This window comes from Longimycelium tulufanense, assembly GCF_014645795.1.
GTDB lineage: Bacteria > Actinomycetota > Actinomycetes > Mycobacteriales > Pseudonocardiaceae > Longimycelium > Longimycelium tulufanense.
Genome location: NZ_BMMK01000010.1, coordinates 53,675 through 76,895, shown reverse-complemented (window position 1 = coordinate 76,895; position 23,221 = coordinate 53,675). Strand labels below are relative to the sequence as shown.

The window sequence follows — 23,221 nt, the reverse complement described above, 5'->3', positions numbered from 1 at the left end:
CCCCGGAGGTTCGGTACCGCGGGTGAGGTCTGTTCGGGGTCCAAACTTCGTCGAGGTGCATTGCCGGTGCGCGGCGGGAATCGGGCACACTCGTCTCGGGACGACGGCAACGTCGCCCGCGGTTGGAGCGCCGTTGTGCCGGTCCGGTGACTTATCCCACTCCCGGGTTGGCTACGCTGCGCGCACCGACACCCTCTTGGACGTACCGCACGAAGGAGTAAGACCCCCGTGACCGAGCGCACCCTGGTCCTGGTGAAGCCGGACGGCGTCAGCCGCGGTTTGGTCGGCGAGGTGATCTCCCGGATCGAGCGCAAGGGCCTCAAGCTGGTCGCGCTCGAGCTCCGCACCGTCGACCGCGAACTGGCCGTGCAGCACTACGCGGAGCACGACGGAAAGAGCTTTTTCGGGGACCTGCTGGAGTTCATCACCTCCGGGCCGCTGGTGGCCGCCGTCGTCGAGGGCCCGCGCGCGATCGCCGCGTTCCGGCAGCTGGCGGGGGGCACCGACCCGGTGGAGAAGGCCGCCCCGGGCAGCATCCGCGGTGACTTCGCGCTGGAGACCCAGTTCAACCTGGTGCACGGGTCGGACTCGGCCGAGTCGGCGGCCCGCGAGATCAAGCTGTGGTTCCCGGAGCTGTGAGAACGGACCACTGAAGACGGTGAACGGCACCGCCGACCCGGGAACCGTCACCGGGCCGCACCTCGTCGAGACGCTCACCCCCGCGCTGGTGGAGGCGTTGGCACAGCTGTGGCTGCGGGTGTCCCGGGGCGGCGGTGCCGTCGACTTCACCCCCGACGTCGACATCGCCGAGATCCAGGCGGCCGCCGTGCTGGTGGGCGCCGAGGTGACCGAGCGCCGGTCCCGGATGCTGGTGCTACGCCGGGGCCCGGACCTGGTCGGGGTCGCCTTCCTGCAACCCGGCGCGCAGCCGCTGGTCGAGCACCGCGGCATGGTCAAGCGGCTCATGGTCGACCCGGCGTTGCAGGGCCGCGGCTGGGGCGCCGCGTTGCTGGAGAGTTGTGCCGAGCACGCCCGCCGACTCGGCCTCGAACAGCTCTACCTCTCCGCCTGGGGCGGCACCGGCCTGCCGGAGTACTACGCGCGACGCGGCTGGCGCGAGGTCGGCCGGCTGCCCCGTGCGATCCGCCTCGCCCCCGGCGACGAGCGCGACGAGGTCTGGTTCCACCGCCGCCTCGTCTGACTGACTCCCGCCCCGAGGTCGTTTCGCGGCGGGAAACCAACTGCGTCCTGTCGGTCGTCCGGGTTACGGTCACCGGGTGGCTGGGGAGACGGCACTCGTGCGCGCACGCGGGCTGGTGAAACGCTTCGGTGACTTCGAGGCCGTCCGCGGCATCGACGTCGAGGTGCGGCGCGGCGAGGCATTCGGCTTCCTCGGCCCCAACGGCGCCGGCAAGTCCTCCACGATGCGCATGATCGCCTGCGTGTCGCCGCGGTCCGCCGGCGAGCTGCGTGTCCTCGACATGGACCCGGACGTCGACGGTCCCCGCATCCGAGCCCGCCTGGGGGTCGTGCCGCAGCAGGACAACCTCGACACCGAGCTCACCGTGCGGCAGAACCTGCAGGTCTACGGCCGCTACTTCGGCCTCTCCCGCGCGCACGTGCGCGCCAGGGCGGCCGAGCTGATGGACTTCGCCCAGCTCACCGAGCGCGCCGACGACGAGGTGGAGCCGCTGTCCGGCGGCATGAAACGCCGGCTCACCATCGCCCGCTCCCTGGTCAACGACCCCGAGCTGCTGCTGCTCGACGAGCCCACCACCGGCCTCGACCCGCAGGCCCGCCACCTGCTGTGGGACCGCCTGTTCCGGCTCAAGCAGACCGGCGTCACGCTGATCGTCACCACCCACTACATGGACGAGGCCGAGCAGCTGTGCGACCGGCTCGTGGTGATGGACGGCGGCCGCATCGTCGCCGAGGGCTCTCCGGCCGAGCTCATCCGCCGCTACTCCAGCCGGGAGGTCGTCGAGCTGCGCTTCCCACCCGGCGGCCAGGACGGTGCCGTCCACCGGGTCCGCGACCTCGCCGAGCGGGTCGAGGTGCTGCCGGACCGCCTGCTGCTCTACGCCGACGACGGCGAGGGTGCCCTGGCCACCGCCCACCAGCGGGGCGTGCAGCCGGTCGCCACCCTGGTCCGCCGCAGCACACTGGAGGACGTCTTCCTCCGGCTGACCGGCCGCAGCCTGGTGGACTGAGCGGAGGTGGGCATGGACAGCCGAGGCTTCGGCGCGACACGACAGAACCCACGGCCAGCGACGCCTGGCCGGCGTTCCTCCCGACCCGGGGAGCCGTGAGATGGCCGTCGACACCTCCGCGACCACGACGGGCACCCCGGCCGGGCACGTGCCCGGCCACCTGCGCGCCATCTGGCTCTTCGTCGAGTCCATGTGGGTCTGGTACCGCCGCAACTGGCGGTCCTCGGCCTTCTCCAGCATGTTGCTGCCCCTGCTCTACCTGGTCGCCATGGGGCTCGGCCTGGGCACCTTCGTCGACGCGGGCGGCCGCGCGGCCGGCGCCATCGGCGGCGTGGGCTACCTGCAGTACATCGCCCCCGCGGTGATGGTGGCCACCGCGATCCAGAACGCCACCGGCGAGGTCACCTACCCCGTGCTCTCCGGCTTCCGCTGGCAGAAGAACTACTGGGCCGTCGCCTCCACCCCGGTCTCCCCGGCCCAGGTCGCCGACGGCCACCTGCTGTGGGTCACCCTGCGCATCGGGCTCTCCGCCCTGGTCTACCTCGTCATCGCCGCCCTGCTCGGCGCGGTGGCCAGCCCGGGAGCCATCCTCGCGCTGCCCGTCGCCGTGCTCACCGGGATGGCCTTCGGCGCCCCGCTCGCCGCCTACTCGGCCACCCTGGACACCGAGGGCCAGCAGTTCAGCGTGGTCTTCCGCTTCATCGTGATGCCGATGATGTTGTTCGCCGGCACCTTCTTCCCGATCGAGCAGCTGCCGGCCTGGGTGCGCCCGCTGGCCTGGATCACCCCGCTCTGGCACGGCAACGAACTTGCCCGCGGCGTCACCCTCGGCGGCCTCGACCCGCTGCCCGCCCTGGGACACGTCGCGTACCTGCTGGCCCTGCTGGTGGCCGGCGTGCTGCTCACCCGCCGCATGTTCGACCGCCGGCTGGCCTCGTGAGAGGAAGGCGCATGGCGCAGGAGCTGCTCACCCCGTCGACCACCGGGCCCCCACGGGGCCGGCGCGGGCTGCTGCCCCGCATCCTCCCGCCCGCGCTCTACGCCGGCCGCGCCCACGCGCTGCTCGAGCGCTCCGTGCTGGTCAACCGGCGCGGCTGGATGGCCATCGTGTCCGGCTTCTTCGAGCCGCTGTTCTTCCTGCTCGCCCTCGGCCACGGCCTGGGCACCCTCGTCGGCGGGGTCGCCGGTCCCGGCGGCGCCCCCCTCACCTACGCCGAGTTCGTCGCCCCCGGCCTGCTCGCGGCCTCCGCGATGAACGGCGCGGTCTACGACGCCACCTTCAACATCTTCTTCAAGTTCAAGTACGCCAAGCTCTACGACGCGATGCTGGCCACACCGCTCGGCCCCGTCGACATCGCCGTCGGCGAGATCGGGTGGTCCCTGCTCCGCGGCGGCCTCTACGCCAGCGGCTTCCTCACCGTCATGCTCGGCATGGGCCTGATCGGCTCCCCGTGGGCGCTGCTCGCCCTCCCGGCCGCGTTGCTCGTGGCGTTCGCCTTCGCCGCGGTGGGCATGGCCGCCACGACCTTCATGCGCTCATGGCAGGACTTCGACCTGGTCCAACTCGCCATCCTGCCGATGTTCCTGTTCTCCACGACGTTCTTCCCGCTGGGCGTCTACCCGCGCCCGCTCCAGATCCTCGTCGAGGTGTTCCCGCTCTACCACGCGGTCGAGCTGATGCGTGGGCTCACCACCGGCGTGGTGCACTGGGGCCTGCTCGGCCACGTCGCCTACTTCGCCGTCCTCGCCGCGGTGGGCGTCATCGTGGCGTCCCGCCGCCTCGGCCGGCTGCTCCTGCGCTGAGGACGGTGCCGGCGGGCTGTGTCGACAACGTCCCCCCGACCGAGCCGTTACCCTGGACCGTCGTGAGCGTGGAGTCAGTCTTCCCCCAACTCGAGCCGCTGCTGCCGCGCGTCTCCAAGCCGGTCCAGTACGTCGGTGGGGAACTCAACGCCACCACCAAGGACTGGGACGCCGCAGCGGTCCGCTGGTGCCTGATGTACCCGGACGCCTACGAGGTCGGCCTGCCCAACCAGGGCGTGATGATCCTCTACGAGATCCTCAACGAGCTGCCCGACGTGCTGGCCGAGCGCACCTACTCGGTGTGGCCGGACCTCGAGCAGCTGATGCGCCAGCACGGTGTGCCCCAGTTCACCGTCGACTCGCACCGCCCGGTCGGCGCCTTCGACCTGCTCGGCGTGAGCTTCGCCACCGAGCTCGGCTACACCAACCTGCTCACCGCGCTGGACCTCGCCGGCATCCCGCTGCACGCGGCCGACCGCACCGAGGACCACCCGGTCGTCGTCGCCGGCGGCCACGCGGCGTTCAACCCCGAGCCCATCGCCGACTTCCTCGACGCCGCCGTGCTCGGCGACGGTGAGGAGGCGGTGCTGGAGATCACCGACATCGTCCGCCGCTGGAAGGACGACGGTCGCCCGGGTGGCCGCGAGGAACTGCTGCTGCGGCTCGCCGAGACCGGTGGCGTCTACGTGCCCCGGTTCTACGACGTCGAGTACCTGCCCGACGGCCGTATCCAGCGCGTGGCACCCAACCGGGACCGGGTCCCGTTCCGCGTGTTCAAGCGCACCACCATGGACCTGGACGCCTGGCCGTACCCGAAGAAACCGTTGGTGCCGCTGGCCGAGAGCGTGCACGAGCGCGCCAGCGTGGAGATTTTCCGCGGCTGCACCCGCGGTTGCCGCTTCTGCCAGGCCGGCATGATCACCCGGCCCGTGCGCGAGCGCTCCATCGAGGGCATCGGCGAGATGGTGCAGCGCGGCCTGGAGACCACCGGCTTCGAGGAGGTCGGGCTGCTCTCGCTCAGCTCGGCCGACCACTCCGAGATCGCCGAGCTCACCAAGGGACTGGCCGACCGCTACGAGGGCACCAACACCGGCCTGAGCCTGCCCAGCACCCGGGTCGACGCGTTCAACGTCGACCTGGCCAACGAGCTGTCCCGCAACGGCCGCCGCTCCGGCCTGACCTTCGCCCCGGAGGGCGGCAGCGAGCGCATCCGCCGCGTCATCAACAAGATGGTGTCGGAGGACGACCTCATCCGCACCGTCACCACCGCCTACGCCAGCGGCTGGCGGCAGGTGAAGCTGTACTTCATGTGCGGTCTGCCCACCGAGACCGACGAGGACGTGCTGCAGATCGCGCGCATGGCGCAGGAAGTCATCCGCGCCGGTCGCGAAGCGTCCGGACGCAAGGACATCCGCTGCACCATCTCCATCGGTGCTTTCGTGCCCAAACCGCACACGCCGTTCCAGTGGGCCGGCCAGTGCGACCCGGACACGGTCGACAGCCGGCTGCGCAAGCTGCGCGCGGCGGTCAACTCCGACCGCGGCCTCGGCCGCAACATCGGCATGCGGTACCACGACGGCAAACCCAGCCTGATCGAGGGCCTGCTCTCCCGTGGAGACCGGCGGATCGGCCTCGTCATCGAGCGGGTTTGGCGCGAGGGCGGCCGATTCGACGGCTGGCACGAGCACTTCTCGTACCAGCGCTGGGTCGACGCCGGCGCCACCGAGCTGGAACCGCTCGGGGTGAGCCTGGACTGGTTCACCACCCGCGAGCGCGACGAGACCGAGGTGCTGCCCTGGGACCACCTCGACTCCGGGCTGGACAAGGAATGGCTGTGGGCCGACTGGCAGGACGCGCTCGACGAACGTGAGCAGGACGACTGCCGGTGGACCCCGTGCTTCGACTGCGGTGTCTGTCCGGCCATGGGTACCGACATCCAGGTCGGGCCGACCGGCCGGAAGCTGCTGCCCATCAGCCCGGTGGGCAAGGGAACCCCGGTGCGCAACCCGGCCCTGACCCGAAGCTGAGGCTGCCGGCCTCGGCGCGCCCGAACTTCACGGCCTGCCAAGGCATTCGTCCACAGGGTGGCGGAATCGCCGTGAACAACAAGAAAAACGACACCAATGTGACGGTCATCGAGCGTCACGACGGGCCGTGTCACGAGCCCTGCGGTACACCGCTCAGCGAGACGCCGCTGCCGCCGCGTTGACCAGGCCGTGGCCGTAGAAGCCGTTGTAGGTGGTGGATCCCCGGCAGAACCCGTCCTGGGCGCCGTCACCGTTGAGGTCGTAGTCGTCCGGGCACGCCAACGAATCCGCCTGCCGCCCCAGCTCCCGGGACAACGCCGGCGCCGACAGCCACGGCCGGGCCGACGCCAGCAGGGCCGCGACACCGGCCACATGCGGGGCCGCCATCGACGTCCCGCACGAGTAGCCGTAGCCACCGGGCACCGTCGACAGCACACACCCGGTCGACACCTTGTCCCGGACCTCGCCACCCGGCCCCGCCAGCCGCACCACACCCAAGCCGTAGGAACTGAAGTCGGACTTCAACCGGTCCTTGCCCACCGACGACACCGCCACGACCCCACGCACCTCGGCCGGAAGTACGTCACAGTACGCGCCGACCCGCCGCCCGGACTCGTCGGCGACCCCACCCGGCTGCGCCAGGTCTACCCCGGCATTGCCGGTCGCGGCCACCACCAGCACCCCGCGCCGGGAGGCGTACTCCACGGCACGTCGCACCGCCTCGTACACCACGCGCTCCCCGGGGCGACCGCGGCAGGTCAGCATCCACGGGTCCACGAAGTAGCTGTTGTTGGTAATCCGGAAACCGTGCTCGGCGGCCCACATGAAGCCGCACACCGCGTACTCCGGGAAGATGTAGCCGTCGTCGTCGACCACCTTCACCGACGCCAGCCGCACACCCGGCGCCACACCGGTGATGCCCTTGCCGTCGTCGGCCGCCGCCACGATGCCCGCCACGTGCGTGCCGTGCGCCGACGTGGTCGGTGCCCACGCCTGCGGCCGCGGATCCGCACGACCGCTCAAACAGCCCGCCGACAACGACGGGTCCAGTGCCGGTGCCAGGTCCGGGTGGGTCGCGTCGATCCCGGAATCCAGCACGCCAACCACGACGTCGCGGCTTCCGGCCTGCAGGGTCCGCGCCCGGTCCGCCCCGATCATTGCCATGTTCCACTGCTCGCCCTGCCGGGAACCGGTGTCCAGCCCGAGGGCGGGCGGGCCCATCCGCGGCGGCGTCGCCCGGATCTCGCCGTGCCGCCGCGCCAGCGCGGACTCCTTGCGCGACGCCACCTCGCGCTGGGCGCTGAACGCGCGCTCCGGCCCGAACCGGTCGCCGAAGCGCTGGTCCGTCGAGGTCGCCACCGCCACCCCGATCCGCGGGTAGTAGGCGGTGACCTCGCCGCAGTTCGCCGTGACCTCCGCCGTGGCGGCCTCGGCCGAGGTGCCCCGCGCGAACAACACCACGTATCGCAGCGATTCCTCGGAATCGGTGCACGCCGCCGGGTCCGGTGACTGCTGCGCGCTGGTCGACTCACCGGGCTGCGCGGCCGCAACCGGCGCGACCAACCACCCCGCGGCGAGCAACGTCGCGCTCGCCACGGCAGCCCGTGCACGGCGGGCCAGAGGCACGGGGGACCTCCAACAGTCGACGGGCCGGGGCTTCGGGGTGACCCCGGGGACCGATCTGCCGGACGGTAACCCCGCCCGCTCGGGCCGAACAAGCCACCCGGGGGCGCGGCAGCAAGGAGGTACCGTCCTGGTGGACAGAAAGAACCCGCCAGATGGAGGAGGAGGCCGCAGCGATCGCCGTCTGTCGGCCGAGGGCGGCAGCGCTCGTGGTCGCCGACCGGGTGCGGGTGACCCGCACTGACACAGGAGTAGCCCTGAGCCGGCAACACCAGCCCAACCCGTCCGACCCGCCGGTACAGCGGATCCGACTCCGCTACGCCAAACGGGGGCGGGTGCGTTTCACCTCACACCGCGACGTCGCCCGTACCTTCGAGCGCGCGCTGCGCCGCGCCGGCGTGCCCATGGCCTACTCCCAGGGCTTCAGCCCCCACCCCAGGGTCTCCTGGGTGGGCGCCGCCCCCACCGGGGTGGCCAGCGAGGCCGAGTACGTCGAGATCGCCCTCGTGCGGCCGGTGGACCCGGGCCCGCTGCGGCAGGCCCTGGACGCCGCCCTGCCACCCGGTCTGGACGTGCTCGAGACGGTCGTGGCCGGGCCGGGCACGCTGGCCGAGAAGATCGACGCCAGCCGCTGGTGGATCGAGCTGCCCGGGGTGGCGCCCGACACACTGGCCGACGCCGTGACCCGGCTGATGGCTGCCGAGCGTGTCGAGGTGGAACGCCTCACCAAGAACGGCCGCCGCACCATGGACGCCCGGGCCGCGATCGTCACCACCGAGGGGATCGACCCGACTACCGTCGGTGAACAGGCCTGCCCCCCGCCAACCGCCCAGGTGGCCGATTGGCCGGAGCACGCGGCGCCGTGTGGGATACTCGTTGCGGTCGTACGGCAGACCCAACCTGTGGTGCGACCCGACGACGTGCTGAGCGCGCTCCGCGTCGTCGCCGGCCTCGTGCCGCCGGTGCCCGCGATGGCGACCCGGATGGCGCAGGGACGGCTCGACGACCGTGGAGACCTTGCAGACCCGCTCGCCGCTGACCGCGCGGCGTCGCCGGAGCCCGCCCCCGCGGGGGCGGACGCACCGGAGCCCCGGCAGGAACGGGAGGCCACCGGGGCCGGGGAGCAGGGGCCGGGCCCGAACGTCGTCGCCGGACCCGCCGGCTGAGCGCCCGGACGCATGTCGGCCCGGGGACCGGGCGGCGCTTGCAGGATTACCGTCGCGACGAGCGGCGGAGACTGGACGAAGAAGGCCCCCGCGCGGCCGCGTCCTCATCGGACGCGCCCGGGGGCGGAGGAGCTGCATGTCGAACAACGACGTGCCCGCCGAGAAGACCGGCGGGCACTCCAACACATCCACGAACGGCGGCCAGCAGGCCGCACCCGGTATCCCCGAGCTGCCGGCCAAGCTGCGGGTGCACGCGCTGGCCAAGCTGCTCGGCACCAGTAGCCGCGAGGTGCTCTCCGCCCTGGCCGAGCTGGGCGAGCAGGCGCGCAGCGCCCAATCGAGCATCACCCGTGAGGTCGCGCTGCGCGTGGCCGAGGCCCTGCTGCCCGAGCCGGCCGAGGCCGGCCAGGCACCGGCCGAGGTCAGCGTGGGTGACGAGGCCGACTACGAGCCGGCCGCCCGCACCCTGACTCCGGTGTTCGCCCCGCCCCCCACGGTGTTCCTGCCGCCCACCCCGACCAAGGCGCCCCCTGCGGCGCCCCGCACCGAGGAGGCCGAGCCGGTGGCCGAGCAACCGGCCGCGCCCGGGGCCGGCGACATCGACGAGGGTGACGGCGGAGGCCGCCGTCGTCGCCGTCGTGGGCGCCGCGGCCGCGGTCGGGGCCGGGGCGGCCAGGCCGAGGACGAGGCCACCGAGGCCACCGAGGCGGCGCAGGTCACCGAGGGCGCCGCCGGTGAGCAGGCCGCCGAGGCCGAGGAGCAGCCGGCCGAACAGGCCGCCGAATCCGCCGAGGAGGCCGCGACCAACCGGCGCCGTCGTCGGCGTCGCCGCCGCAAGGGCTCCGGTGAGGAGGAGGTCGGCCCGCGTGAGGAGGACGGTGTCCCCACCGTCGTGCACGTCCGCGAGGCCCGGCCGGAGACCCCCAGCGCCGAGGACGAGGTCCGTGCCGTGAAGGGCTCCACCCGCCTGGAGGCCAAGCGGCAGCGCCGCCGGGACGGCCGGGAGGCCGGCCGGCGCCGCGCGCCCGTGCTCAGCGAGGCGGAGTTCCTGGCTCGCCGGGAGGCCGTGGACCGCACGATGGTGGTCCGCGAGCGCGGCGAGATGACCCAGATCGCGGTGCTCGAGGACGGCGTGCTGGTCGAACACTTCGTCACCTCGGCCGGCACCGGCTCCATGGTCGGCAACGTCTACCTCGGCCGGGTGCAGAACGTGCTGCCCAGCATGGAGGCGGCGTTCGTGGACATCGGCCGCGGCCGCAACGCCGTGCTCTACGCCGGCGAGGTCGACTGGGACGCCGCCGGTCTGGAGGGCAAGGCCCGCCGGATCGAGCAGGCGCTCAAGACCGGCGACAGCATCCTGGTGCAGGTCACCAAGGATCCGGTCGGCCACAAGGGCGCCCGGCTGACCACCCAGATCAGCCTGCCCGGCCGGTTCCTGGTCTACGTGCCCGGCGGCGGCGCCACCGGGATCAGCCGCAAGCTGCCCGACAACGAGCGCAAGCGGCTCAAGGACATCCTGAAGCGGGTCGTGCCGGACAACGCCGGCGTCATCATCCGCACCGCCTCCGAGGGCATCAGCGAGGAGGAACTGGGCCGCGACGTGCGCCGGCTGCAGGCGCAGTGGGAGGTCATCAAGGGCAAGGCCGACCAGCCCAACGCGGCCGCCCCGCAGCTGCTCTACGAGGAGCCCGACCTGCTGATCAAGGTCGTGCGGGACCTGTTCACCGAGGACTTCTCCGAGCTGGTCGTGGCCGGCGGCCAGCCGTGGGACACCATCGAGGCCTACGTCAGGCACGTGGCCCCGGACCTGGTGCCCCGGCTGAAGCGGCACGTGGACAACGTCGACGTGTTCACGGTGCACCGCATCGACGAGCAGATCACCAAGGCCCTGGACCGCAAGGTGTGGCTGCCCTCCGGCGGCTACCTGGTGATCGACCGCACCGAGGCGATGACGGTCATCGACGTCAACACCGGCAAGTTCACCGGTTCCGGCGGCAACCTCGAGGAGACCGTCACCCGCAACAACCTGGAGGCGGCCGAGGAGATCGTCCGCCAGCTCCGGCTGCGCGACATCGGCGGCATCATCGTCATCGACTTCATCGACATGGTGCTGGAGTCCAACCGGGACCTGGTGCTGCGTCGGCTGACCGAGTGCCTGGGCCGGGACCGTACCCGGCACCAGGTGGCCGAGGTGACCTCGCTCGGTCTGGTGCAGATGACCCGCAAGCGGGTGGGTACCGGGCTGCTGGAGGCGTTCAGCAGTACCTGCGAGCACTGCCGGGGCCGGGGCGTGGTCGTCTCGACCGAGCCGATCCAGGTCAACGGCGGGGCCAAGGGCGGCGAGGGCAACGGCCGGCGCCGCGGCCGTGGCCGGGGTGGCGCCGAGCCCGCCGCACCGGCCGCCGAGGCCGCGGCCGCCACGCCGGAGCCGCGTGCGGCCGAGCAGCCCGAGGCCGAGGAACCGGCGGCCGCGGAGGCGGCACCCGCCGAGCCCGCGGCCGAGCGTGCGGGCCGGCGCCGGGAGCGGCGCCGCAGCCGGCGCGCGCAGCGGCCGGAGGCCCCCGCCGCGGCGACCGGGGAACCGGCGGCCGAGCAGCCCGAGGCCAGGGAACCGGCGGCCGCGGAGGCGGTTTCGGCCGCCGGTGAGCCGGCCCCGGCCGAGTCCCGGTCCGCCGCGCGGCCGGAAGGGGCCAGCGAACCCGCGGCCAGTGAGGCCGTGGCGGCGTCCGCGAGCCCGGCCCCGGCCGAGGAGGCCGCGGCGGAGGCCACCGCGCCCACCGAGGCTGAGCCGGCCGAGGTCGCCCAGGCCACGGCCACCGAGCGGCCCGCGGCCGAGCCCGTGTCCTCCTCCGCCGGGGCCGGGCGGCCGGAGGCGCAGTCGGCCATGAACGGACACGTCCCGGCGGAGGCCGCCGACGAGCAGCCCTCCCCGGGTGCGGCCCGGACCGAGCCGGCAGGTCAGCCGGTGGCGGCCACGCCCCACCAGCCCGACCAGCCGCCGGCCACCGTGGCGGTGACCACGCGGACCCGGCGGCGGCGTGCGGCTGCCCGCCCGGCCGGCCCGCCGAGCACCGCGCACCAAGGCTGACCTCGCCATTTCTGCTGCCCGGCCCCGGACTCCGCGGGGCCGGGCAGCGGCGTGTGTCCGGCCGCCGTGCCGGCGACTACGCTGGGAGCCGCGGAGGTCGCAGCGACCGGCGCTGGACGATGCCGACCCCGGTTTGACCCCGTTGTGGGCCGCCCCGTAACCTGTTGGTCGGCCCGCTGTTCAGCGGGCCGCGTTGTGCGCCGCGCGAAACCGGGATGTCCGATGCGCGCGCGTCGATCGCAACGATCACCGCAGCAACGCCGAGCAGCAGGAGACTTCCGGACCGATGTACGCCATCGTGAAGACGGGCGGCAAGCAGTACAAGGTTGCTGTCGGAGACGTCGTCCAGGTCGAGAAGCTCGACGGCGAGCCGGGCACGGAGGTCACCTTCCCCGCGCTGCTCGTTGTCGACGGCTCCGAGGTCATCGCGGACGCGGCGGCCCTGGGCAGGGTCTCGGTGACCGGCAAGGTCGTCGAGCACGCCAAGGGCCCGAAGATCCGCATCCACAAGTTCAAGAACAAGACCGGCTACCACAAGCGGCAGGGTCACCGTCAGCCCCTGACCCGCGTCGAGGTCACCGGCATCACCAAGTGAGGATCTGACCAGCCATGGCACACAAGAAGGGCGCGTCCAGCTCCCGCAACGGCCGTGACTCCAACGCCAAGCGGCTTGGCGTCAAGCGCTTCGGCGGTCAGGTCGTCAAGGCCGGCGAGATCCTGGTCCGGCAGCGGGGCACCAAGTTCCACCCGGGTGAGAACGTCGGCCGCGGCGGCGATGACACGCTGTTCGCCCTGTCCGCGGGCACGGTCGCGTTCGGCGTCAGGCGTGGCCGCAAGACCGTGAACATCGTCCCGGTCGGGGCCTGAGCGCCCGCCCGAGACGTCAGAGCGACCCCGGCGAGGGGCGGGTCCGGATAGCTACCGGCCCGCCCCTCGCCGCGCTTTTTCGGGGGCGAGTGTCCCTGCTGGATCATGAAGGGAGGATCGCCGTGTCGCGGTTCGTCGACCGCGTGGTGATCCACGTTGCCGCGGGTGATGGCGGGAACGGCTGCGCCTCCGTGCACCGGGAGAAGTTCAAGCCGCTGGGCGGCCCGGACGGCGGGAACGGGGGTCGCGGCGGCGACGTCGTGCTCGTCGTCGACCCGAGCGTGCACACCCTGCTGGACTTCCACTACCGCCCGCACGCCAGGGCGAGCAACGGCCGCCAGGGCCAGGGCAGCCTGCGGGACGGCGCCACCGGCGAGGACCTGGAGCTACGTGTCCCGGACGGCACCGTCGTGCTGGGCACCGACGGCGAGGTGCTCGCCGACCTGGTCGGCCCCGGTACCCGGTTCGTCGCGGCGCGTGGTGGCCGGGGCGGGCTGGGCAACGCCGCGTTGGCGTCCAAGGCGCGCAAGGCACCGGGCTTCGCGTTGCTCGGCGAGCCGGGCGAGACCCGGGATCTGGTGCTGGAGCTGAAGTCGGTGGCCGACGTCGGGTTGGTCGGCTTCCCGTCGGCCGGCAAGTCGTCGCTGATCGCCGTGCTGTCCGCGGCTCGGCCGAAGATCGCCGACTACCCGTTCACCACGCTGGTGCCCAACCTCGGGGTGGTCACCGCCGGGGAGACGGTGTACACCGTCGCCGACGTGCCGGGACTGATCCCGGGCGCGAGCCAGGGCCGTGGCCTGGGACTGGACTTCCTGCGGCACATCGAGCGCTGCGCAGTGCTGGTGCACGTGGTGGACTGCGCCACCTATGAGCCCGGCCGCGACCCGCTGTCCGATGTGGACGCTTTGGAAGCGGAGCTGGCCAAGTACACCCCGTCACTGGGCGCGGACCTGGCGGAGCGGCCGCGGGTGGTCGTGCTGAACAAGATCGACGTCCCCGAGGCGCGGGAGCTGGCCGAACTGGTGCGGCCGGACTTCGAGGCACGCGGGCTGCCAGTGTTCGAGGTGTCGACCGCGAGCCGGGAGGGTCTGCGGGAGCTGTCCTTCGCGTTGGCCGGCATCGTCTCGGAGTACCGGGCGGCGCGGCCGACCGTCGAGCCCACCCGGGTGGTGTTGCGGCCGAAGGCCGTTGACGACGCCGGTTTCACCGTGGAGCCGGACCCGGAGCGGCCGGGCGGGTTCGTGGTGCGCGGCGAGCGGCCCGAGCGCTGGGTTCGGCAGACCAACTTCGACAACGACGAGGCCGTGGGGTTTTTGGCCGACCGGCTGGCCCGGCTGGGCGTCGAGGACGAGCTGGCCAACCGCGGTGCGGTGCCGGGTTGCCCGGTCACCATCGGTGCGATGACCTTCGACTGGGAACCCTCGACTCCCGCGGGTGTTGCGCGGGTGATGGCCGGCCGGGGCACCGACCCGCGCCTGGAGCGCAGCGATCGGCGCACCGCGGCGGAGCGGAAGGCGGCCAGGCGGGCCCGGCGCGGCGTGCTGGGCGACGAGGACATGGACGACGTCGAGGACGGCGGCGGCCCCGGGACGACCGAGGAGTAGGCGTGACGGCCGTGGGCGCGCGTTCGGCGACGCGACGGGCGGTGGCGGCCGCGGGTCGCGTGGTGGTCAAGGTCGGCTCGTCGTCCCTGACCACCGCGGCGGGGGGGCTGGACTCGGCGCGGCTGGACGCGTTGGTGGACGCGGTGGCCGGCCGGGTGGCGGCCGGTGGCCAGGTGGTGCTGGTGTCCTCGGGCGCGATCGCCGCCGGGTTGGCACCGTTGGGGATTCGTCGCCGGCCCCGGGACCTGGCCAGCCAGCAGGCGGCGGCGTCGGTGGGGCAGCTCCAGCTCGCCCACGCCTACGCCGCGTCCTTCTCCCGCTACCAGCTCACCGTCGGCCAGGTGCTGCTCACCGCGGATGACGTGTGGCGGCGCGCGCACTACCGCAACGCGCAGCGCACGTTCTCGCGGTTGCTGGCGCTGGGCACCGTTCCGGTGGTCAACGAGAACGACACCGTGGCCACCGAGGAGATCCGGTTCGGCGACAACGACCGGTTGGCCGCTCTGGTGGCCCACCTGGTCGGCGCGGACGCCCTCGTTCTCCTGTCCGATGTGGACGCTCTTTACGACGGTGATCCGCGCCGTGCCGGGGCCAAGCGCATCGCCGAGGTCAACGGACCGTCCGATGTCGACGGTGTCCGGGCCGGGGCCGCCGGCGCGTCCGGGGTGGGAACGGGTGGGATGGCGTCCAAGCTCGCCGCCGCCCGCCTCGCCGCGTCGGCGGGCATTCCGGTCCTGCTGGCGTCCGCGGGGCAGGCGGTACAGGCGCTGGGGCCGGCGGAGGTCGGCACCGCGTTCGCCGTCACCGGGCCACGGCTGTCCGCTCGCAGGTTCTGGCTCGGTCACGCCGCCGATGCCAGCGGCCGGCTCTACCTGGACGATGGTGCGGTCGCCGCGGTGGTGGGGCGCCGGCGTTCCCTGCTGGCGGCCGGCATCACCGGCGTGGAAGGGGACTTCGACGCCGGTGATGTCGTCGAGTTGTTGGACCCCGCGGGTCGTGTGGTCGCGCGGGGTGTCGTTGCGTTCGACTCGGCCGAGCTGCCGATGTTGATCGGGCTCTCCAGCCACCAGCTTCCCGCCGAACAGCGGCGCGAGGTCGTGCACGCCGACGACCTCGTTCCCTTGCGCTGAACGCACATCGCTGGCGGAACCACGTGCGGTAGGCGTGGTGGCGGCGTGCCGCCGCCACGAGCCTCAGTGGGCGGACGTCGACCTGGTTTCTCCTTGTGTGGTGTGGAAAACCGGCCCGGTTCCTCGTGGGCGCCGGGCCGGCACGTCATCACGAACTGTGCGGCGGCGCGATGACCCTTGGGTGTCGTCAGTTCTTCGCGTAGTCGCGAACCGGTGGCTCCTCACGGACCCAGCCGGTCAGCATGTTGGCCGCATCCGGGACGGCGTGGAAGATGGCCTCGAGTGCCATGTTGGGCAACGTTTTCAGGGCCTCCACCACATCGAGTGGCATGAGCAGGCGGTTGCAGACCGACCTGGGGACACGTGCCGGATCGGCGGGCCCGTCGTGGGACAGGGCGTCCAGGGTCAGCGCGTAGGCCACGGCATCCACCGCGAGCATGAGATGTTCGGGCAGCGGCCGGGCCGGGCAGATTTCCTGGACCCCAACGTGCCGCGCACCGGGAAGGAAGCTGGATTCCCTGCCCGGGATGGCGAACTGGTCGGTGAGGGTGTAGATCGAGGTGAACGCCGGCCCGTCCGGCACCGGCTTGGCGACCAGGGCCCGGGACCAGTTCGAATGCCACCGGTACTGCCAGAACGACTGCGGGCAGCCCACGAGGGCCGCGCCGGACAGGTTGCACAGGTTGGCCAGCTTGCTGCCCTGGAACGGGGAACCGAGGCTGATCACGTCGGTCACCCTGGACGGCAGGTCGGGCCAGAACCGCTGCACCCAGGCGCCGTGCAGGCCACCCTGGCTGTGCCCGACGGTCGCGATCTTGCGCCCGGCCCGCTCGTGGACCGTGCGAATCGCGTGCACCACGTACTCCGAGGTGACCTGCAGGTCCCGCCAGCCGCGGTGCGGGTAGTTCACCCAGCAGACAGGGTGGCCCTCCTTCTTCAACGCCACCATGAAGTTCCAGGCGAAGTTCTCGTTGCCCTTGACCGAACTTCCCGGGATGAACAGGACCGGGGTCCGGCCGGGACGGTCGATGCTCTCGTCGCAGTGCACCGCCTTGTCGAGCTCGGCCACCGGGGTCTGGAGCGGGGGACCCGGCGGGTCGGCCGCGGCGGGACGGGTGTCCAGCACCGTCACGGCGGCCAGGGCGACCACGACGGCAAGTGCTCCACCTAATCGCTTTCGCCAGTGGGCGACGGTGCCCACCTGTGTGCGCATGGCACTCCTCGTTTCGTTCGGGGACGGGTTGATCGAGACAGGGGATCGGGGACAGGGCAGCGCCGCCCACTAAGATAGGAAGCGCTTGCTCTCTAAGTTGGGCGGGTTGGGGTGTCCGCGTCAACCCCCTTCATCCGAACGCCGACCGGGAGGACCCCGTGCTGGGCCGTGGGGAGGATGTCGACCACGAGGGCCGGCCCGAACGTGCTGGGCCGGCGAGCGGTCGACGACAATGGGGTCCCGTGACGGACACCGATCGCCGACCCCCGCGCCGGAGCCAGCAGGAGCGTCGGGAGACGACCGTGGCGCGGCTGCTGGACGCGACGATCGAGACGATCGTGGAGGTCGGCTACTACCGAACGACCGTGCAGGCGGTCTGCGTGCGGGCCGGGCTGTCCGCGGGCGCGATGTTCCGCCAGTTCGACTCGCGTCTCGCGCTCATCGCCGCTTCCGCCGACGAGGTGAGCCGGCGGCTGCTGGACCTGTTCGGTTCAGCCGTCGACAGGCTGACCCGCGAGGCGGATCCACTGTTGGCCGCGTTGGAGTTCCTCCGTGAGGCGGCGTCCTCCCCGCTGACGGATGTCTGGCGCGAGCTGATGATCGCCGCACGGACCGACGCGGAGCTACTGGACCGGATAAGAGAACCCATCGCCCGCTTCTACGACGGTATCTACGCCAGCGCCGAACAGGCCGGGCTGCTCGACCAGATCCCCCCACCGGCCCGCGAGGTGACGCTGTACTCGATGGTGCACATGTTTTCGGGCGAGGCCATGACCAGGGTCGTGTACCCGCGACCCGACCTCGAGCCGCAGCGGCTGCGGCTGGCGCACCAGGTCGCACTCGACCCACCCGAGGTCTGACCACGTGTCGGAAACCGCCCAAACAGGGCCGCAGCCGACGGGACGTGCCCGCGGCCGCTCCCCGTCGTTGGGCGGTTCGGCTCGAAATCGGTTGCCGCCCCAGCTCGTTCCAGAGCGCACTGTTCTACAGACGGATTCCCAGCGTCCACGTGCCCAGGGCGTAGATCGTGAGTTGGATCAGCACGATCGCCACCAGGTTCAGCCACCAGCCGGCGCGCACCATCTGGGGCATCGTCACGTAACCCGAGCCGAACGCCAGGGCGTTCGGTGCTGTCGCCATCGGCAGCATGAACGCACACGAGGCCGCCAGCGTCGCGGGCACCACCAACAGCAGGACGTCGCTGCCCGTCCCGATGGCGGCTGCGGCCAGGATGGGCAGGAACGTCGTGGCGGTTGCGGTGTTGCTCGTGACCTCCGTCAGCAGCAGGACGGCCGCGATGACCACGAGCACCAGCACCACGGTGGGCGCGTCACCGAGCGCCGTCGCCTGTGCCCCGATCCATTTGTCCAAGCCGCTGGACCTGATGCCGGCGGCGAGGGACAGGCCGCCGCCGAAGAGCAGCAGCATTCCCCACGGCAGCCTGACCGCGGTCGCCCAGTCCATCGCGAAGACACCGCGCCGGGCATCGACGGGGATGAAGAACAACGCCAGCGCTGCCGCGATCGCGATCCCGGTGTCGGAAAGGTTGCCGATGCCGGGGGCATGACTGGTCAACCAGCCCCAGTTTGTGATCGGTTCCCGGAGGACCCACGCCGCCGCGGTGCAGGCGAACACGACCAGCACCGTGCGCTCACCGCGGCTCAGTGGTCCCAGTTCACGCAACTCCCGCTGGAACAGTGCCCTCCCGCCGGGGATGCTGGGCAGCTTGATCCGGAAGATGACCCTGGTCAGCATGAACCAAGCCACCACGAGGAACACGACCGCCAACGGCACACCCATCGCCATCCACTGTCCGAACCCGATGGAGATGCCGTGGTTGTCGTTGAGGAACGCGGCCATGATGGCGTTCGGTGGTGTCCCGATCAGGGTGCCCAGTGAGCCAATGCTTGCGGCGTAGGCGATCGAGAGCACCAGGCAGACGGCGAACGTGCGGCCGTCCCTGTCGTCGACCGGGTTGCTGTCGCCGTACCCGTTCTCGGTGCTCCGAAAGTGTTGGAACACGGTCGTGATCAAGGACAACGCGATCGGCAGCATCATCAGGGTTGTCGCCGTGTTGCTGACCCACATGGACAGGAATCCGGTGGCAGCCATGAAACCGCCGATGACGTAGATGGGGCTGGTTCCGACGGTCAGAATGGTGCGCAGGGCGATCCGTCGGTGCAGGTTCCATCGCTGCATCGCCAAACCGAGAATCATCCCGCCCATCAACAGGAAGATGATGTCGTTGGCGTAGGGCGTGGTCGCCTCGCGGACCGTGCTGACGCCCAGGAGCGGAAAGCAGACGATGGGCAGCAGCGCGGTTGCGGCCAGGGGCAAGGACTCGCAGACCCACCACACCGCCATCAGCACGCCGACCGCAGCCACCGCGCGGCCCTCGGGGGTGAGACCATCGGAGTCGGCCGGTAGCAGGAGATAGGTCGCGACAGCGAGCAACGGCCCCAGCCCGACGCCGACACGAGCACGCATCGATGCTCGGACCGGTTCGGCCAGTGTGCTCGTCGAGTCTCGTTGCTCGGACACCGTGCCGTCGGCCACCGCGCCTCCCCAGTCCCACCGCGTGGTGTGATGCAAGTTACAGGTTGGGGGACGCAAGTTACCGGACGGCTGATGCCAACGGAACCCGGGCCGCGGGTGGCTTTCTCCTGCGCTGAACGGTCCGGCACGACCTCAGCGGCGGGACCGATCGCGACCGGCGGCGAGGTCGTGGCTTCCCGGGCCGCTGCCGCGCCGCGCACAGGATCCGACCCGGTTCGCTGCTCGCCCCGGTTCGGAGGAGGCCGAACCCGAGCTGTGGCGAAAGGACGGCTCTTCGGTCACCCGGTCACGGCGAGGGCGAACGGAAGTACCGCGGGCGCACCCGCCAACCGCAGGAGTCGGGTCGACACCGTCATCGTCCAACCCGAGTCCACCGAGTCGTCCACGAGCAGCACCGGACCTGCGAGCTCGTGCACCGCTCCGGCCACCGGCTCCGGCAGGTGCAGCGCGTGATACAGCCCCGCCAGCCGTTGCGCGCTGTTGGCGTTCGACCGAACCTCGCCCTGGCTGCCGACCGCGCCCAGAAACGGCAACCGCCCGATCGCGGCCAGCCGCTTCGCCAGGCTGGACACCAGTTTCGGTCGCCGCTGCGAGGCCACCGCGACCACACCCGCCGGCCGCTGTGCCCAGTTCCACGCCGTGAGCACCTGGACACACGCGTCGAACACGTCATCCGGCACGGGCTGATCGGCAGCCTGCACGGCGAGAAGCTCGCGCAGTCGGTTTCCCCAGCCGATGTCGGTGAGCCGACCCAACGCCCGGCCCGGTTCTGCCGCTTCCGCCGCGGAAATCCGACCCGACAACGGCACGTCCAACGCCGCCATTCCCGTCGGCCACATCTTGCGCGGCGTCAGCTCGACACCGGGGCGCCGCAGCTGGTCCCGGGCCGCCGCCAGCTCGGCATCGTCGACCTCGGTCGAACGGTGCTGTCCCGTGCAGTTGTCGCACCGTCGACACGGCGCGGCGTGCGGATCATCCAGCTGGCGCAACAGAAACTCCATGCGGCAGCCCTCGGTGGCCAGGTAGTCCACCATCGCCTGCTGCTCGCGGCGACGCGCCTCGCCCACGCGCGCGTATCGCTCGGCGTCGTAGTGCCACGGCTGCCCGGTCGCCTCCCAGCCGCCGCGCACGCGCCGCACGGCGCCGTCGACGTCGAGCACCTTCAACACGACCTCCAGCCGCGTGCGGTTCAGCTCGACCCGCGGTTCCAGAGCCGCGGTGGACACCGGGCCGTCGGCCTCGGCCAAAGCGTTCAGCAGTTGCCGCACGACCGGTTCCGGCGGGAACGCCAGCGATGCGAAGTAGCTCCAGATGTCGCGATCCTCGTGCCCTGGCAGCAACAACACCTCGGCTCGCCGCACGCCGCGCCCGGCACGTCCGATCTGCTGGTAGTAGGCAATGGGAGAGGAGGGCGCTCCCAGGTGCACCACGAAACCCAGGTCGGGCTTGTCGAAACCCATTCCCAGGGCCGAGGTCGCCACCAACGCCTTGACCTGGTTGGCAAGGAGATCGGCCTCGGCGCGTTGCCGGTCAGCCGGATCGCTGCGACCCGAGTAGGCAACCACCTCGTGCCCACGCTCCCGCAGGTAGGCGGCGACATCGTCGGCCGCGGCCACCGTGAGCGTGTAGATGATTCCGGAGCCGGGCAGCTCGTGGAGTTTCTCGGCCAGCCAGGCCAGCCGCCGCTCCGCGGTCAGCGGACGCCGGTCGGGCTGCCGCACCACACCGAGCCGCAGGCTTTCCCGATCCAGCGGCCCCCGCAGCACCAACGCTTCCTGGGTACCGAGACCGAGCTGCTCGGCCACGTCCCGGACGACCCTGTCGTTGGCCGTCGCCGTGGTCGCCAGCACCGGCACCGCCGTCGGCATCCCGGCGATGAGCGTGCGCAGCCGCCGGTAGTCCGGGCGGAAGTCGTGACCCCAGTCCGAGATGCAGTGCGCCTCGTCCACCACGAGGAGGCCGGCCGACGCACTGAGCTCCGGCAGCACGCTGTCGCGGAAGTCCGGGTTGTTCAACCGTTCCGGGCTGACCAGCAACACGTCGACCTCGCCCGCGGCGACGCGTGCCTCCACCTCGGCCCACTCCTCGCGGTTCGCCGAGTTGATCGTGGCCGCGTGCACCCCGGCGCGCGCCGCCGCCTCGACCTGGTTACGCATCAACGCCAGCAGCGGCGACACGATCACCGTCGGCCCCTCGCCCAACTCGCGCAGCAATGCGGTGGCCACGAAGTAGACCGCCGACTTCCCCCACCCGGTGCGTTGCACGACCAGTGCCCGCCGCCGGTCCACCACCAGGGCGTGGATCGCCGTCCACTGGTCCGCGCGCAGCCGGGCGTCCGGCCCGGCCAACGCCCGTAGCCGCTCCTCGGCGAGATCGCGCAGCGCCCGCTCGTCCATGCCCTATCCCTACCTCACCGCGAGGTGACGGGCGAAGCGAGCATCGCGTCGGTAAGGCGCGCAGCGAAGTCCGGAGCCGAGCAGTCCAACACAGTGGTGACGGGCGAAGCGAGCATCGCGTCGGTCGAGCATCGCGTCGGTAAGGCGCGCAGTGGAGCCCGGAGCCGAGCAATCCAACACCGCCCCGACCGCCCCACACGCCACTCGCCGCCCGGCGACTAGGCTGGGGCACGTGACTACGCTCACCCCAGCCGAGTCCGCCGCGGCCGCCGTCGACCTGCGCGAGCAGGTCTACTCCGCGGCGCGCCGGGCGCGTGCCGCGGCCGCCGAGCTGGCCGTGCTCACCCGGCAACGCAAGGACGAAGCGTTGCACGCCATGGCCGGCGCGCTGCGCGAGCGCTGCACCGAGATCCTCTCCGCCAACGCCCAGGACCTCGCCCGGGGGCGGAGCGCCGGTCTCAGCGACGCCCTGCTCGATCGGCTGACCCTCACCGAAGGCCGGGTCGAGGACATCGCCGGGGGACTGCGGCTGGTGGCCGGCCTGCCCGACCCGGTCGGCGAGGTCGTGCGCGGCGGCATGCTGCCCAACGGCCTGGAGCTGCGCCAGGTCCGCGTGCCGCTCGGTGTCGTGGGCATCGTCTACGAGGCGCGCCCCAACGTGACGGTCGACGCGGCCGGGCTGACGCTCAAGGCCGGCAACGCCGTGCTGCTGCGCGGATCTTCCTCCGCCGAGCGGTCCAACGAAGCGCTGGTCGCCGTGCTGCGCGACGCCCTGTCCGCGTCCGGCCTGCCGGCTGACGCCGTGCAGCTGTTGCCCTGCCACGACCGGGCCTCCGTACAGCACCTGATCACCGCGCGTGGCCTGGTGGACTTGGTCATTCCGCGCGGCGGGGCAGGCCTGATCAACGCCGTGGTGCAGGGCGCCACCGTTCCCACCGTCGAGACCGGCGTGGGTAACTGCCACGTCTACGTCGACGCCGCGGCCGACCAGGACATGGCCGAACGCATCGTGGTCAACGCCAAGGCGCGTCGCCCCAGCGTCTGCAACGCCGCGGAGACCCTGCTGGTGCACGCCGATCTCGCCGGTCGGTTCGTGCCACGGATCGCCCGCGCGCTCGCGGACGCCGGCGTCACCATCCACGCCGACGAGCGGTTCGCGGGCCTGGCCGGCATTGACGTGGTGGCCGCGGAAGAAGCCGACTGGGACACCGAGTACCTGTCGCTGGACATCGCCGCCAAGGTCGTGGACTCGCTCGAGAACGCCATCGCGCACATCGCCGAGCACGGCAGCGGCCACACCGAGGCGATCGTGACCGACGACGTGCACGCCGCCCGCCGGTTCACCGCCCGGGTCGACGCCGCCGCGGTCATGGTCAACGCCTCGACCGCGTTCACCGATGGCGGTGAGTTCGGCATGGGCGCCGAAATCGGGATCTCCACCCAGAAACTGCACGCCCGTGGCCCCATGGGGCTGCCGGAACTGACCTCCACCAAGTGGCTGGTCTGGGGCGAGGGGCACGTTCGCCCCACGTCCTGAC

18 protein-coding genes are annotated in these 23,221 nt (G+C 72.0%); 14 read left to right on the top strand and 4 right to left on the bottom strand.

Going from position 1 to position 23,221, the window contains the following annotated elements:
- Window positions 1-228 precede the first annotated feature (228 nt).
- The 6 genes from ndk (at window position 229) to IEY55_RS12525 (ending at window position 6,040) form a co-directional block, all read left to right on the top strand.
- Complete coding sequence (gene ndk, locus IEY55_RS12550; protein ID WP_189057294.1) at window positions 229-639, top strand: nucleoside-diphosphate kinase; 411 nt, start codon at window positions 229-231, stop codon at window positions 637-639.
- A gap of 19 nt (window positions 640-658) precedes the next feature.
- A complete protein-coding gene (locus IEY55_RS12545; protein ID WP_189057292.1) occupies window positions 659-1,201 on the top strand; it encodes a GNAT family N-acetyltransferase in 543 nt (180 codons plus the stop codon).
- A gap of 76 nt (window positions 1,202-1,277) precedes the next feature.
- Complete coding sequence (locus tag IEY55_RS12540) at window positions 1,278-2,210, top strand: ABC transporter ATP-binding protein (protein WP_189057290.1); 933 nt, start codon at window positions 1,278-1,280, stop codon at window positions 2,208-2,210.
- Window positions 2,211-2,310: 100 nt separating this feature from the next.
- Window positions 2,311-3,150 (top strand): ABC transporter permease, encoded by an 840-nt coding sequence (locus IEY55_RS12535; protein WP_189057289.1) that lies wholly within the window; start codon window positions 2,311-2,313, stop codon window positions 3,148-3,150.
- An 11-nt stretch (window positions 3,151-3,161) separates the two neighbouring features.
- On the top strand, window positions 3,162-4,013 hold the full coding sequence (locus tag IEY55_RS12530; RefSeq protein ID WP_189057287.1) for an ABC transporter permease: 852 nt from the start codon (window positions 3,162-3,164) through the stop codon (window positions 4,011-4,013).
- A 62-nt stretch (window positions 4,014-4,075) separates the two neighbouring features.
- Window positions 4,076-6,040 (top strand): TIGR03960 family B12-binding radical SAM protein, encoded by a 1,965-nt coding sequence (locus IEY55_RS12525; protein WP_189057285.1) that lies wholly within the window; start codon window positions 4,076-4,078, stop codon window positions 6,038-6,040.
- A gap of 153 nt (window positions 6,041-6,193) precedes the next feature.
- On the opposite strand, the gene IEY55_RS12520 is transcribed toward IEY55_RS12525, so the two are convergent.
- A complete protein-coding gene (locus IEY55_RS12520; RefSeq protein WP_189057283.1) occupies window positions 6,194-7,666 on the bottom strand; it encodes a S8 family peptidase in 1,473 nt (490 codons plus the stop codon).
- A gap of 152 nt (window positions 7,667-7,818) precedes the next feature.
- Between IEY55_RS12520 and IEY55_RS12515 the strand changes: the two genes are divergently transcribed.
- The 6 genes from IEY55_RS12515 to proB all read left to right on the top strand — a co-directional run bounded on the left by IEY55_RS12515 (window position 7,819) and on the right by proB (window position 15,518).
- On the top strand, window positions 7,819-8,829 hold the full coding sequence (locus IEY55_RS12515) for a TIGR03936 family radical SAM-associated protein (protein ID WP_189057281.1): 1,011 nt from the start codon (window positions 7,819-7,821) through the stop codon (window positions 8,827-8,829).
- A 136-nt stretch (window positions 8,830-8,965) separates the two neighbouring features.
- Window positions 8,966-11,917, top strand: a complete 2,952-nt coding sequence (locus IEY55_RS12510; RefSeq protein WP_189057279.1) for a translation initiation factor IF-2 N-terminal domain-containing protein — start codon at window positions 8,966-8,968, stop codon at window positions 11,915-11,917.
- Window positions 11,918-12,203: 286 nt separating this feature from the next.
- Entirely contained in the window at window positions 12,204-12,512 is a 309-nt protein-coding gene (gene rplU, locus IEY55_RS12505; RefSeq protein WP_189057277.1) for a 50S ribosomal protein L21, read from the top strand.
- A 14-nt stretch (window positions 12,513-12,526) separates the two neighbouring features.
- Window positions 12,527-12,784, top strand: a complete 258-nt coding sequence (gene rpmA / locus IEY55_RS12500; protein WP_189057275.1) for a 50S ribosomal protein L27 — start codon at window positions 12,527-12,529, stop codon at window positions 12,782-12,784.
- Between the two features lie 122 nt (window positions 12,785-12,906).
- Window positions 12,907-14,388: a GTPase ObgE gene (obgE, locus tag IEY55_RS12495; protein WP_189057273.1), complete on the top strand. Its 1,482-nt coding sequence runs from the start codon at window positions 12,907-12,909 to the stop codon at window positions 14,386-14,388.
- A gap of 2 nt (window positions 14,389-14,390) precedes the next feature.
- The gene (gene proB / locus IEY55_RS12490) at window positions 14,391-15,518 is read left to right on the top strand and encodes a glutamate 5-kinase (RefSeq protein WP_373290001.1); all 1,128 of its coding nucleotides are present in this window, start codon (window positions 14,391-14,393) and stop codon (window positions 15,516-15,518) included.
- Between the two features lie 187 nt (window positions 15,519-15,705).
- On the opposite strand, the gene IEY55_RS12485 is transcribed toward proB, so the two are convergent.
- Window positions 15,706-16,731 (bottom strand): esterase/lipase family protein, encoded by a 1,026-nt coding sequence (locus IEY55_RS12485; protein ID WP_189057271.1) that lies wholly within the window; start codon window positions 16,729-16,731, stop codon window positions 15,706-15,708.
- Between the two features lie 242 nt (window positions 16,732-16,973).
- Here IEY55_RS12485 and IEY55_RS12480 point away from each other — a divergent pair, with 242 nt between their 5' ends.
- The gene (locus IEY55_RS12480; RefSeq protein ID WP_189057269.1) at window positions 16,974-17,591 is read left to right on the top strand and encodes a TetR/AcrR family transcriptional regulator; all 618 of its coding nucleotides are present in this window, start codon (window positions 16,974-16,976) and stop codon (window positions 17,589-17,591) included.
- A gap of 124 nt (window positions 17,592-17,715) precedes the next feature.
- Here IEY55_RS12480 and IEY55_RS12475 read toward each other — a convergent pair whose 3' ends face one another.
- Both IEY55_RS12475 and IEY55_RS12470 read right to left on the bottom strand, forming a co-directional pair.
- Entirely contained in the window at window positions 17,716-19,287 is a 1,572-nt protein-coding gene (locus IEY55_RS12475; RefSeq protein ID WP_229686305.1) for an SLC13 family permease, read from the bottom strand.
- 278 nt (window positions 19,288-19,565) lie between these two features.
- Window positions 19,566-21,683 (bottom strand): RecQ family ATP-dependent DNA helicase, encoded by a 2,118-nt coding sequence (locus tag IEY55_RS12470; protein ID WP_189057267.1) that lies wholly within the window; start codon window positions 21,681-21,683, stop codon window positions 19,566-19,568.
- Between the two features lie 232 nt (window positions 21,684-21,915).
- On the opposite strand from IEY55_RS12470, the gene IEY55_RS12465 reads away from it, so the two are divergent.
- Window positions 21,916-23,220 carry a glutamate-5-semialdehyde dehydrogenase gene (locus IEY55_RS12465; protein ID WP_189057265.1) on the top strand — a complete coding sequence of 435 codons (1,305 nt, stop codon included), beginning with the start codon at window positions 21,916-21,918 and terminating at the stop codon, window positions 23,218-23,220.
- Window position 23,221: the final 1 nt, after the last annotated feature.